At 51.6% G+C, this 12,888-nt stretch carries 10 protein-coding genes and 2 tRNA genes; 9 read left to right on the forward strand and 3 right to left on the reverse strand.

The window, feature by feature from the left end; all coding sequences use genetic code 11:
* Positions 1–385: 385 nt before the first annotated feature.
* On the reverse strand, positions 386–1,762 hold the full coding sequence (dbpA, locus tag OMQ46_RS16005) for an ATP-dependent RNA helicase DbpA (RefSeq protein ID WP_266238497.1): 1,377 nt from the start codon (positions 1,760–1,762) through the stop codon (positions 386–388).
* Between the two features lie 94 nt (positions 1,763–1,856).
* Positions 1,857–1,932, reverse strand: a tRNA-Asn gene (locus OMQ46_RS16010).
* Between the two features lie 178 nt (positions 1,933–2,110).
* Between OMQ46_RS16010 and OMQ46_RS16015 the strand changes: the two genes are divergently transcribed.
* On the forward strand, positions 2,111–2,770 hold the full coding sequence (locus OMQ46_RS16015) for a hypothetical protein (RefSeq protein WP_266238498.1): 660 nt from the start codon (positions 2,111–2,113) through the stop codon (positions 2,768–2,770).
* Here OMQ46_RS16015 and OMQ46_RS16020 read toward each other — a convergent pair whose 3' ends face one another.
* Entirely contained in the window at positions 2,771–3,958 is a 1,188-nt protein-coding gene (locus tag OMQ46_RS16020; RefSeq protein ID WP_323135170.1) for a pyridoxal phosphate-dependent aminotransferase, read from the reverse strand.
* 135 nt (positions 3,959–4,093) lie between these two features.
* Between OMQ46_RS16020 and uvrB the strand changes: the two genes are divergently transcribed.
* From uvrB to pheT, 8 genes are all read left to right on the forward strand, one after another.
* Complete coding sequence (uvrB, locus tag OMQ46_RS16025; RefSeq protein ID WP_266238499.1) at positions 4,094–6,103, forward strand: excinuclease ABC subunit UvrB; 2,010 nt, start codon at positions 4,094–4,096, stop codon at positions 6,101–6,103.
* Between the two features lie 50 nt (positions 6,104–6,153).
* Positions 6,154–6,230: transfer RNA gene (locus OMQ46_RS16030), tRNA-Val, on the forward strand.
* Between the two features lie 75 nt (positions 6,231–6,305).
* A complete protein-coding gene (thrS, locus tag OMQ46_RS16035; protein WP_266238500.1) occupies positions 6,306–8,231 on the forward strand; it encodes a threonine--tRNA ligase in 1,926 nt (641 codons plus the stop codon).
* A 3-nt stretch (positions 8,232–8,234) separates the two neighbouring features.
* The gene (gene infC / locus OMQ46_RS16040; RefSeq protein ID WP_266238528.1) at positions 8,235–8,753 is read left to right on the forward strand and encodes a translation initiation factor IF-3; all 519 of its coding nucleotides are present in this window, start codon (positions 8,235–8,237) and stop codon (positions 8,751–8,753) included.
* A gap of 33 nt (positions 8,754–8,786) precedes the next feature.
* Positions 8,787–8,984 carry a 50S ribosomal protein L35 gene (gene rpmI, locus OMQ46_RS16045; RefSeq protein WP_266238501.1) on the forward strand — a complete coding sequence of 66 codons (198 nt, stop codon included), beginning with the start codon at positions 8,787–8,789 and terminating at the stop codon, positions 8,982–8,984.
* 15 nt (positions 8,985–8,999) lie between these two features.
* On the forward strand, positions 9,000–9,359 hold the full coding sequence (rplT, locus tag OMQ46_RS16050; protein WP_266238502.1) for a 50S ribosomal protein L20: 360 nt from the start codon (positions 9,000–9,002) through the stop codon (positions 9,357–9,359).
* A 90-nt stretch (positions 9,360–9,449) separates the two neighbouring features.
* Complete coding sequence (pheS, locus tag OMQ46_RS16055; RefSeq protein ID WP_266238504.1) at positions 9,450–10,487, forward strand: phenylalanine--tRNA ligase subunit alpha; 1,038 nt, start codon at positions 9,450–9,452, stop codon at positions 10,485–10,487.
* 19 nt (positions 10,488–10,506) lie between these two features.
* Positions 10,507–12,882, forward strand: a complete 2,376-nt coding sequence (gene pheT / locus OMQ46_RS16060) for a phenylalanine--tRNA ligase subunit beta (RefSeq protein WP_266238506.1) — start codon at positions 10,507–10,509, stop codon at positions 12,880–12,882.
* Positions 12,883–12,888: the final 6 nt, after the last annotated feature.

Consider the following 12,888-nt stretch of genomic DNA (forward strand, 5'->3'; position numbering starts at 1 on the left):
AGGCATGGCATTGTAGATTGGGGTAGGTAACATAATTCACTTCCTTGTTTATTATGTAAAAAATATACCTCATTTTCATAGGCTTGGAAATAGAGCACATACCCAACGGCACGACAGGCTTTAGTGATGTCTGAATTGGCCGATTTGGAACAGAACATGTTTCAGTCTGATGCCGAAATTCAGTCAGGTTTTTATTGTGATGGTGGGGGGGGGGGTAACGTCCTTGTCAGAACCTCATCGTCCAGGTGACAAGGTTCTTATTCCTGAAGTCATCATCTTTGATTCGAAGCTTCACTGCCATCCCCATTATGTGGGGAGTGAGGAAGTCTACTGAACAAGGCTGGCTTTATATCGGGCTCTGTAACATTCACTTTTGCCACTATGATCACAGCAGACTTCGTGCCCTGATAGGGCGTCCTTTCACTTTACCTTTATTCAGATAATTTAAAGCCTGCTTGAATACGGCGCTTTCAACGGCGACGTAACTGGATAAGTCAAAGATATCAATTTTACCGATATGCTTAGCGGCCAAACCTGCGTCACCTGTGAGTGCACCCAGAATATCTCCAGGCCGGAGCTTGTTTTTTCTACCAGCGTCGATTTGTATCGTCACCATAGACGCTGTCAGCGCAAAGTCATTCTTTGGTTTAAGTGATGAGAGCACATCACAGTGACAAGTATGGTCGCGGTATTTTTCAATGGCATGAATCCGGGGTGTCTGCGGCGGTGTCACAATACTCATCGCCAGGCCTGTTTCGCCGGCGCGACCGGTGCGTCCAATACGATGCACATAGATTTCCGGATCACGGGGTAGTTCGTAATTGATAACCATCTGCAGTGATTTGATATCCAATCCTCGTGCTGCGACATCAGTAGCTACCAGCACCGGGCAGCTCTGATTAGCAAATCGAACCAGCACCTGGTCACGTTGTCGTTGTTCCAGGTCACCATGCAACGCCAGGGCAGTAATCCGGTGCTTCTGAAGTAGCAGTGCTACCGCGTCACATTGTTTCTTGGTATGGCAGAACACGACGCAACTTTGAGGCTGGTAGTGTTGAAACAGGGCGATCAGTGCGTCATCGCGCTGTGATTCGCCGACTTCATAGAAAGTCTGCTCGATCACAGTCGACTGATGCTCGGCGCTGACACGAATGTGGGTAGGATTCCGCTGAATCTGCTGACTGATTTGCTGGATACCGTCAGGGTAAGTCGCCGAGAAAAGCAGCGTCTGACGCGATGCCGGTATCTGCGAAATGATGTCTTTCATTACCTCGGCAAAGCCCATATCCAGCATGCGATCAGCTTCATCCAAAACCAAAGTTTTCAGCCCATCCAGTTTCAGGGTGTTTTTACGCAGGTGGTCCTGAATGCGCCCTGGCGTACCCACGATGATATGGGCACCATGTTCCAGAGATCCGATTTGGGGTCCGATAGGTTTGCCGCCACACAGCAGCACCAGTTTGATATTGGGTATAAAGCGGGCGAGCTTTCTGATCTCTTTACCCACTTGCTCGGCCAGTTCACGGGTAGGACATAAGACCAGGGCCTGAGCACCGAAAAAGCGCGGATTGATCTGATGCAGGAGTCCGATGCCGAAGGCAGCCGTTTTGCCACTGCCGGTTTTGGCCTGAGCAATGATGTCCTGACCCCGGAGTGTCAGGGGCAATGTCTGTGTCTGCACTTCAGTCATGGTTTCGTAACCGAGTGATCGCAGTGCATCCAGCTGTGGAACGGACAGGGGCAGAGAAGAGAAGGCAGTCATAGATTATCGATATCGTGAGGCGGGGAGATGATTGGCGGAAGCAGAAACAAAAAAGCCCTGAAAACAGGTTTTCAGGGCTTTCGGGTATCTTGTTTGGCTCCCCGAGCTGGACTCGAACCAGCGACCCAATGATTAACAGTCATTTGCTCTACCAACTGAGCTATCGGGGAACAGAAAGATGCGTATGATAGAGGCTTGAACCGGGGGCGTCAAGGATTAGCCCTATTTTTTTCCAATTCATAAAGCCATCAGACAAACAGCCGGCTTAAGTGTTTGATTTTCGGTTTTCAAAGCCGGTAAGGTTTGACTCAATTGCGCTAAACAAACGATCGATTCAGGAGGTTTTGCGTGGAGTTTCTGGCACCGATCAGCACAGCGATCATGGCTGTGATATGGGTGATCTATTTCCAGCTGTTTTTTTTGCAGTATCGTCGCAACAGCCGGCCTTACCTGGTTTTTCATCACGCCCAGAACGATAACCCGGATGCAATTTGTCTGCTGGTCAACATGGGCGAACTTCCGGTCCATGTGCAGACCGTACAGGCTACGGTTCATTATCAGGACGGCCATACGCAAACCAGCACGGTTACCGATTTTCAGCGTATCAATCCTGAGCAGCAAAATGTCCAGCAAAGCCTGCGACAGGGCCCGTTACTTTCCGGCGGTTACATTGTCTTGGGGACTTTCCGCAACATGTTGCTTGCTGAGCACAAAGAGGTTAACAGTCACAGTTCTCTGAACGAGATTGAAGCACTGGAGTTGCGGGTGGCAGTGATCCATGGACCGAGTCGGTTCCCGGTGGGAGCGAGACGTTCATTTCGAATTGAGCATCGCCCGCATACACGGATTCAACCTATCAATATCCATACTGAGCAATTGACCAGAAAGCGGGATCAGGATGTGGTCAGGGAATGGATCGAGAATGATTTAAAACCGAGCAGAACCGGCAGTTCAGAGTCGGACAGCTCCCCACAGGAGGAACTGTCCGAGAAAGAACAGAAAAGCTGATTATTCAGCGATAAAGGCGGCAATGCGATCGAGGGCATTGCGCAGGTTGTCTTCACTGGTGGCAATAGACAGGCGTACATGGTTCTTAAGGCCAAACGCGCTGCCCGGTACGACGGCAACGCCTTTATCTACCAACAGGGCTTCGGCAAAGTCCATATCGTCTTTCAACGCCGGTTTCTGATCGAGTACACCGGCAATATTGGGGAAGACATAAAAGGTACCGTCGGTTTCCAGACAGTCGATGCCTTCAATGCTATTGAGCGTTGACACCACAAAATCATGACGTTTCTTGAATTCGACCAGCATCTCATCAATACAGGCCTGGTCACCGTTCAGCGCCTCGACCGAAGCAGCCTGTGAAATCGATGCGGGGTTGGAGGTGCTTTGTGACTGGACCTTTTTCATGGCGGCAATCAGCTCAGCCGGGCCTGCGGCGTAACCGATACGCCAGCCGGTCATCGAGTAGGCTTTGGAAACACCGTTCATGACCAGAGTGCGGTCATACAGGTCTGGATTGGCGTTAACGATATTGCAGAAAGGCTCATCCGCCCAGTAGATGTGCTCGTACATATCGTCGGTGGCGATCAGAATATCCGGATGTTTGCGCAGCACCTCACCCAGGGCTTCCAGTTCAGCCCGGCTGTATGCCATACCGGTCGGATTGGACGGACTGTTAATCACAAACAGACGGGTTTTGTCAGTAATGGCGGCTTCCAGTTGTTCCGGCGTAATCTTGAACTGATTTTCCTGACCGGCTTCGATAATCACCGGCTTGGCATCAGCCAGTAGGGTCATATCCGGGTAGGAAACCCAGTACGGTGCCGGTATGATGACTTCATCACCCGCCTGAAGGTAGGCCTGTGCCAGGTTGAAAAAGCTCTGTTTGCCCCCAACTGAAACCAGAACCTGTTTGGCTTCGTAATCAAGGCCATTGTCGCGGGCGAACTTTTTGATAATCGCCTGTTTCAAATCAGCAGTGCCATCAACCGGGGTGTATTTGGTCATGCCGCTGTTGATGGCTTTGATAGCAGCCTGTTTAATGTGTTCTGGTGTATCAAAGTCGGGTTCACCCGCACCGAGACCAATCACATCTTTCCCTTCGGCCCGCAGCTCGGCAGCACGGGCAGTAATCGCAAGGGTAGGTGAGGGTTTGATGTTTTGAACGCGTTGGGAGAGCTTGATAGTCAAAATCTTTCCTTCAGTAAAACGTTACTAAATTAAGCAAAAAGGCCAGATTTATCCTTCAACCGAACTTGAAAAAGCGCGCCGAAAGATAAATAAACCCTTGTAATATACGCCAAACTAAATCGATGCTAAAGACGTATGAGTAAAGAATTGCAGTTAGTCAGCGAGTTTTCTCCGGCCGGTGATCAGCCGACCGCAATCGCTGCTTTGATCGAAGGCCTGGAGAACGGTGAAATGTGGCAGACGCTGCTCGGGGTCACCGGTTCGGGTAAGACGTTTACCGTCGCCAATGTTGCGCAAGCGGTGCAGCGTCCGGTCATGGTGCTGGCCCCCAATAAAACGCTGGCTGCCCAGCTTTATAGTGAAATGAAAGACTTTTTCCCGGATAACGCGGTGGAATATTTTGTTTCCTACTATGACTACTATCAGCCGGAAGCCTACGTGCCCTCATCCGATACCTTTATCGACAAGGATGCCTCGGTCAATGAGCAGATAGAGCAGATGCGGCTGTCGGCGACCAAGGCGATGCTGGAGCGTCGGGACGCGATTATCGTCTCCAGCGTGTCCTGCATTTACGGTCTGGGCGAAAAAGACGCCTATCTGGAAATGGTACTGCATCTGGTGCAGGGCGATGTCATCAGCCAGCGCGACATTCTGCGGCGGCTGACTGAACTGCAATACACCCGTAACGATATTGAACTGCACAGAGGTACTTACCGGGTGCGGGGTGAGGTCATTGATATCTTTCCGGCGGAATCCGAACGCGATGCGGTACGGGTCGAGCTGTTCGATGATGAGATCGAACAAATCAGCTATTTCGATCCGCTCACCGGTGAATTGTTGCAGCGAATGAGCAGGATCACCATCTACCCGAAAACCCACTATGTCACGCCACGGGAAAATCTGCTCAAAGCCGTTGATGCGATTAAGGAAGAACTGCGTGAGAGACTGCAGGAGTTAAACGAACAGAACAAACTGGTGGAAGCCCAACGGCTGGAACAGCGCACTCGCTTTGATATTGAGATGCTGCTGGAACTGGGCTACTGCAATGGTATCGAGAACTACTCAAGGCACCTGTCTGGACGCGATCCCGGTGCAGCGCCGCCGACCCTGTTTGATTACCTGCCGGATGATGCGGTGCTGGTGATCGACGAAAGCCACGTCATGGTGCCGCAGATTGGTGCCATGTACAAAGGTGACCGCTCACGTAAACAGACGCTGGTCGATTATGGTTTCCGACTGCCATCGGCCCTGGACAATCGCCCCTTGATGTTCGAAGAGTGGGAGAAGCTGGCACCTCAAACGATTTTTGTGTCGGCGACACCGGGTAAATATGAAGAAGCGCATTCAAGCACCGTGGTCGAGCAGGTAGTCAGACCCACCGGGCTTGTCGATCCGCAGGTCGAAATCCGCCCGGTCGGGACCCAGGTCGATGATCTCCTGTCCGAAGTTAACAAACGCACTGCGGTTAACGAACGGGTACTGGTCACAACCCTGACCAAACGCATGGCGGAAGACCTCACCGAATATTTGCGCGAGCATAACGTCAAAGTCCGTTATCTGCACTCCGATATCGACACGGTGGAGCGGGTCGAGATCATCCGTGACCTGCGTCTGGGGGAATTTGATGTGCTGGTGGGCATCAACCTGTTGCGGGAAGGCTTGGATATTCCGGAAGTCTCGCTGGTGGCGATCCTCGATGCCGACAAGGAAGGTTTCCTGCGTAGTGACCGATCTTTGATTCAAACAATTGGTCGTGCCGCCCGGAACCTGAATGGTAAGGCGATTCTCTATGCCGATGAAATCACCGGCTCGATGCAGAGAGCGATTGAGGAAACCGAGCGTCGCCGTGAAAAACAGATTGCCTTCAATGAAGAGCACGGTATTACCCCGCAGGGCATTAAAAAGGCGATTCGCACCGGCATGGACGAAGTGCCCGAAAAAGGCGGCAAAAAACAGTTTGCCAAAGTCGCCGAAGAACAGGCCGAATATGCCTCGCTCACGCCGCAGCAACTGGCCAAACGCATCAATCAAATCGAGCAGGCTATGTATAAGCATGCGCAAAACCTTGAGTTTGAAGACGCCGCCAGGCTGCGTGATGAACTGGAACATCTGCGTAAAGTGGCTATCGGACCGGTTGCGGTTTAAAAGGCTTGCAATATGACTCAGGCTGCGTATAATTTCGCAGCTTCTCCGGCAGGCACGTAGCTCAGTTGGTTAGAGCACCACCTTGACATGGTGGGGGTCGGTGGTTCGAATCCACTCGTGCCTACCAGTTTTCCAAAAGCACCGCTAGGTGCTTTTTTGGTTTTTAAGGCCCCTCGTATAGGCCACAACCAAGGAATTGAACATGATTTCAGTCACCCTTCCCGATGGCAGTCAACGCCAGTTTGATCATCCTGTTTCCATTCACGATATCGCCTATGACATCGGTGCCGGTCTGGCCCGTGCTGCGCTGGCAGGTAAAGTCAACGGCAAACTGGTAGATACATCCCACGTCATCAATGATGATGCTGAAGTCGCGATTGTCACTGATCGTGATGAAGAAGGCCTGGATATCATTCGTCATTCGACCTCACATCTGATGGCACAGGCCGTCAAACAGCTGTACCCGGAAGCACAGGTCACCATCGGCCCGGTCATTGAAGACGGCTTCTATTACGACTTCTCTTATCCAGAGGGATTCACCCCGGACGACCTGGCAAAGATCGAGAAGCGCATGGAAGAACTGGTCAAAGAAGACCTGCCAGTGCGCCGCGAAGAAATCTCGCGCGATGCCGGTATCGACATGTTCCGCGATATGGGCGAAATCTATAAAGCCGAGATCCTGGAAGATATTCCCAAAGACGAAACGCTGTCGGTGTATCGTCAGGGCGACTTTGTCGACTTGTGCCGCGGACCGCATGTGCCCAGCACCGGTAAACTGAAAGCCTTCAAACTGATGAAACTCGCTGGTGCCTACTGGCGTGGTAAATCCGATAATGAAATGCTGCAGCGGGTATACGGCACAGCCTGGCAGGATAAGAAAGCGCTGAAACAGTATCTGCACCGCCTGGAAGAAGCTGAAAAGCGCGACCACCGAAAAATCGCCAAGAGCCTGGACCTGTTCCACCTGCAGGAAGAAGCGGCCGGCATGATCTTCTGGCACGACAACGGCTGGCAGATTTATCGCGTGGTGGAAAACTATATCCGCGACGTATTGCGTGACAACGATTATCAGGAAGTGCGCACACCACAGGTGGTCGATCGTACTTTATGGGAAAAATCCGGCCACTGGGACAAGTTCGGTGACATGATTTTCAGCACCCACTCGGAAAGCCGTGACTACGCGGTCAAACCGATGAACTGCCCGTGCCACATTCAGATTTTTAATCAGGGCCTCAAAAGTTACCGTGATCTGCCGTTGCGTATGGCCGAATTCGGCTCCTGTCACCGTAACGAACCCTCGGGTACATTGCATGGCCTGATGCGTCTGCGCGGATTTACCCAGGATGATGCGCATATCTTTTGTACTGAAGATCAGATTCAGTCAGAAGTGGCGACGTTTATAGAATTGTTGCATGAAGTGTATGCAGACTTCGGCTTCAACGAAATCATTGTTAAATTATCCACCCGGCCGGAAAACCGCGTCGGTAGTGATGAAGTCTGGGACAAGGCGGAGCACGCACTGGAACAGGCGCTCAATGCAGCAGAACTGGACTGGGATCTGCAACCGGGCGAGGGGGCATTCTACGGTCCCAAGATTGAGTTCTCGCTCAAAGATTGCCTGGGTCGTGTCTGGCAGTGCGGCACCATCCAGGTCGACTTCTCCATGCCGGGCCGTCTGGATGCCAGTTATGTTGCCGATGACGGCAGTAAACAGGTCCCTGTGATGCTGCACCGGGCGATTCTGGGGTCACTGGAACGTTTTATTGGTATTCTGATTGAAGAGTATGCCGGTGCCTTCCCAACCTGGCTTGCACCCAAGCAGGCCATGGTGATGGGCATCAGTGATAAACAGGCCGATTACGTCAAACAAGTTGCTCAGGATTTGCAGAAACAAGGCTTTAGAGTCGATACAGACTTGAGAAACGAGAAAATTGGCTTTAAAATACGCGAGCATACACTTCGCCGCGTTCCCTATTTATTAGTTGTCGGTGAACGCGAAGAACAGAATCAAGCCGTGGCGGTACGTACACGCAAGGGTGAAGATCTCGGCGCCATGCCGGTTTCTGACTTCGCCAGCTTGCTGAATGAAGACGTCGCTCGCCGCGGTCGAATTATTTTAGAGGACTAGAACATCGCTACAGATCAGAAACGGCTGAATGGTGAAATCACAGCCAAAGAAGTACGATTGACGGATTCTAACGGTGAGCAACTCGGTATTGTTTCCTTGAAGGAAGCACTTCAGAAAGCCGAGGATGCCGATTTGGATTTGGTGGAAATTGCCCCTCAGGCAAAACCACCGGTTTGCCGTATCATGGATTACGGCAAGTTTTTGTTTGAGGAAGGCAAGAAAAAAGCCGAAGCTCGTAAAAAACAAAAACAAATTCAGGTTAAGGAAGTCAAATTCCGGCCTGGCACAGAAGAAGGGGATTATCAGGTAAAACTACGCAACCTGGTACGTTTCCTTGAAAGCGGTAACAAAACGAAAGTCAGCCTCCGCTTCCGCGGACGTGAAATGGCACATCAGGATCTGGGTCTGAAATTACTCGAACGAGTGGCGGCAGATTTGGACGAGATTTCAAGTGTCGAGCAGCGTCCCAAAAAAGAGGGTCGGCAGATGATCATGGTTTTGTCGCCAATCAGTAAAAAATAACTACATAAATTTGAATGCGGAGTTGTAAATACAATGCCTAAGTTAAAAAACCACAGTGGTGCCGCCAAGCGTTTTAAACGCACTGGCAGCGGAAAATTCAAGCGTTCACAAGCTTTTACCAGTCATATCCTGACCAAGAAAAGCACTAAGCGTAAACGCCAGCTGCGTTCTACCCTGACAGTCTGCAAAGCAGATCACATGTCAGTCCGTAAAATGCTGCCAAATCTGTAATTAAGGAGTTTTCCGATGCCTAGAGTAAAACGCGGCGTAACTGCACACGCACGCCATAAAAAAGTTCTGGATCAAGCGAAAGGTTATTACGGTCGTCGTAAGAACGTTTACCGTGTTGCCGTCCAGGCTGTCACCAAAGCCGGTCAATATGCCTATCGTGACCGTCGTCAGAAAAAACGTAACTTCCGTACCCTGTGGATTGCGCGTATCAACGCGGCTGCTCGTGATTGCGGTTTGTCCTACAGCCGTCTGATCGATGGCCTGAAAAAAGCGTCAATTGAAATCGATCGTAAAGTACTGGCTGATATCGCCGTGCATGATGAAGCGGCTTTCGCAGCTATCGCGGAAAAAGCAAAAGCAGCTTTGGCTAAGTAAATCGCCTGTAAAGAGCGATAGCCTTAGTGCTGTAGTGACTAAAAAAGGGCCGCAACCACGGCCCTTTTTTGTTTCTGATGAGGGGGAAATATGGCTGAACTGTCGTCACAGTTACAGGCTTTAGAAGAAATTACGGCAACAGCCAGGCAGGCTGTGGCGGAAGCACAGGATAACCGGGCACTGGATGATGTCCGCGTCGAATACCTGGGCAAAAAAGGCAAAATCACGGCATACCTGAAACAGCTGGGTAATGTCAGTGTTGAAGATCGACCGGTCATTGGTAAGTCAGTGAATCTGGCCAAGCAGGAAGTCACCGGTCTGGTCGAACAACGTGGCAAAGCGCTGGCTGAAGCGGCGATGCAGGCTGCGCTGAAAGCGGAAACTGTTGATGTCACGCTGCCGGGACGCAACAGCGAAGTAGGTGGTCTGCATCCGGTGACCCGTACCCTGCAACGGATTGAGCGGTATTTCCGTAACATCGGTTTTGATGTCGCCGAAGGCCCTGAAATCGAAGATAGTCACCATAACTTCACCGCATTGAATATTCCGGAGACCCATCCGGCCCGTGCGATGCACGACACCTTTTACTTTGATGCCGATAAGCTGCTGCGCACCCATACCTCGCCGGTACAAATCCGGGTGATGGAAGAGAATCAGCCGCCATTGCGACTGATTGCGCCCGGCCGTGTCTATCGCTGTGATTCGGATCTGACGCATACACCCATGTTTCATCAGGTTGAAGGCCTGATGGTGGATGAAAACATCAGCTTTACCGATCTGAAAGGTGTGTTATCCGACTTTCTGCAGGCCTTTTTTGAAAAGCCATTGAAGGTGCGTTTCCGTCCCTCTTATTTCCCATTCACCGAGCCTTCAGCGGAAGCGGATATTGAGTGCGTGATCTGTGGCGGCGAGGGTTGCCGTGTCTGTAGCCACACCGGCTGGATTGAGATCCTCGGCTGCGGCATGGTGCACCCGAATGTTTTTGAACATGTGAATATCGACAGTGAAAAATACCTGGGCTTTGCCTTTGGTCTTGGTGTCGAGCGGATGGCGATGCTGCGTTATGGCGTCAATGACCTGCGTCTGTTCTTTGATAACGATCTGCGTTTCCTCAGTCAGTTCAAATAATCGGCGGGAATAATTAACAATGAAGTTTAGTGAAAAGTGGTTACGCGAGTGGGTGAATCCAGAACTGGACACCGCTGCGCTGGTAGAAAAACTGACCAATGCCGGACTGGAAGTTGATGCCGTCGAACCGGTCGCCGGTGATTTCAATGGCGTGCGCGTCGGCCAGGTGAAATCGGTGGAACCGCACCCGGATGCCGATAAACTGCGTCTGACAAGGGTCGATGTTGGTGATGCCGAGTTGCTTGAAATTGTCTGTGGCGCCAGTAATGTGCGTGAAGGCTTGAAAGTACCCGTGGCCGTGGTTGGCGCGGTGCTACCGGGCGAGTTCAAAATCAAGAAAGCCAAACTGCGCGGTGTGCCTTCTTTCGGTATGTTGTGTTCTTCCAAAGAACTGGGCCTCACTGAATCTGCTGACGGCCTGATGGAACTGGCAGATGAAGCGCCGGTAGGAGAGGACTTTCGCGTTTATCTGGGGCTCGATGATGTCTCGATTGATATTGATCTGACACCCAACCGCAGTGACTGCCTTGGTGTGGCCGGTGTCGCCCGCGAGGTCGGTGTACTGACTTCTACCGATGTCTGCCAAGTCAACTGTGACGAGGTTAAGGCGAGTTCGGATAAAACTTTCCCTGTCAAAGTTACTGCCACGGCTGCATGCCCGCGCTATCTGGGCCGTGTTATCGAGAACGTTAATCCGCAGGCGGAAACGCCAGTCTGGATGCAGGAGAAACTGCGTCGCAGTGGTCTGCGCAGTCTGGGTCCGGTTGTCGATGTAACCAACTATGTCATGCTGGAATTGGGTCAGCCCATGCATGCTTTCGATCTGGATAAGCTGAATAAGCGCATCAGCGTCAGACTGTCAGAGGACGGCGACAAGCTGACCCTGCTTGATGGGCAGGAGGTTGAGATTCAGCCAGAGACCTTGCTGATTGCTGACGATAACGGTCCACTGGCACTGGCCGGTATTATGGGCGGCGAACAGTCCGGTGTGACTGAAACAACCCATAATCTGTTCCTGGAAGCAGCGTTTTTCAGTCCCGATGCCATTGCCGGTAAAGCCCGCGCATATGGGCTGCATACCGATTCATCACACCGTTTTGAGCGTGGTGTCGATCCGGCACTGGCCCAACAAGCCATGCAGCGGGCAACAGCTTTGCTGTTAGACATTGTCGGTGGTGAAGTAGGCCCTGTGACAGAAGTGCTTAGTGACAAAGATTTACCGTCAACAGCATCCATTCATTTACGTGAAGACCGGATTAAACGGGTATTGGGAATCAGCCTCGAAGCCGCTGAAGTGAGTGATCAATTGAGTCGTCTGGGACTGGCTTTAACCCGGGTTGAAGACGGCTGGCAGGTGACTGTGCCGAGCTTCCGTTTTGATCTGGCCATTGAAGTGGATCTGATTGAAGAACTGGGTCGCCTTTATGGTTATGACAGACTGCCGGAAACCCGTCCGCAGGGCACGGTACTGACCAGTAATATCACTGAACGGCTGACGCAGCTTGAACGACTGCAGAATCTGCTGGTCGATCGCGGCTATTTCGAGGCGGTGACCTACAGCTTTGTCGAACCCAAGCTGCAGTCTTTACTGGCTGAAGACGATTTAGCCCCGATTAAGCTGGCCAATCCGATTTCAGCGGATTTATCGGTGATGCGCACCTCATTGTGGCCGGGCCTGGTGCAGGCGCTGGTCTATAATGCCAATCGCCAGCATGAACGGGTACGTCTGTTTGAAGTCGGACGCGTGTTTAAAGGTGATCTCGACAACATCGAACAGGAGCGTCGTATCGGCGGCCTGATCTATGGTGATCAAGATGCTGAACAATGGTCTGAAAAAGCCCGTGAAGTCGACTTTTTCGATGCCAAGGCCGATGTTGAAGCATTACTCGGTGTCACCGGTGGCGACATTCGCTTCCAGGCTGAAACGCATCCTGCGCTGCACCCGGGCCAGACAGCCAGAATCTACAAGAACGGAGAAGCCATCGGCTGGCTCGGTGCCCTGCATCCAAAACTGCAGAAGCCGCTTGATGTGAATGGCCGGGTGTATCTGTTCGAATTGAGTCTGCCTGCGGTATTGCTGGCCCAAATCCCTGAATTTACTGCCTTATCCAAATATCCGGCAATACGCAGGGATTTGGCCCTGGTGGTTGACGAGGCGGTCACCGCCGGTCAAATAGAAGATTGCCTGAGCGCAATTGATTCTGATATTCTTAAGTCATTTCAACTATTTGACGTCTATACTGGAGATGGAGTCGAGCTCGGTAAGAAGAGTCTCGCCATGGCTTTCCACCTCCAGCACGGTGAACGTACGCTCAAAGATGATGAAGTCGATGCGCTGATCAAAACTGTGACTGACACACTGGAACAGGCTGTCGGTGCAACGATAAGATCCTGATTAGTA

The organism is Methylophaga sp. OBS1 (genome assembly GCF_026319365.1).

Bases quoted from the DNA above. Each gene is read 5' to 3' on its own strand.
- rplT (WP_266238502.1), top strand. From the start codon at position 9,000: ATGCCTAGAGTAAAACGCGGCGTAACTGCACACGCACGCCATAAAAAA.
- dbpA (WP_266238497.1), bottom strand. From the start codon at position 1,762: ATGACTGCCTTCTCTTCTCTGCCCCTGTCCGTTCCACAGCTGGATGCA.
- pheS (WP_266238504.1), top strand. From the start codon at position 9,450: ATGGCTGAACTGTCGTCACAGTTACAGGCTTTAGAAGAAATTACGGCA.
- thrS (WP_266238500.1), top strand. From the start codon at position 6,306: ATGATTTCAGTCACCCTTCCCGATGGCAGTCAACGCCAGTTTGATCAT.
- rpmI (WP_266238501.1), top strand. From the start codon at position 8,787: ATGCCTAAGTTAAAAAACCACAGTGGTGCCGCCAAGCGTTTTAAACGC.
- uvrB (WP_266238499.1), top strand. From the start codon at position 4,094: ATGAGTAAAGAATTGCAGTTAGTCAGCGAGTTTTCTCCGGCCGGTGAT.
- pheT (WP_266238506.1), top strand. From the start codon at position 10,507: ATGAAGTTTAGTGAAAAGTGGTTACGCGAGTGGGTGAATCCAGAACTG.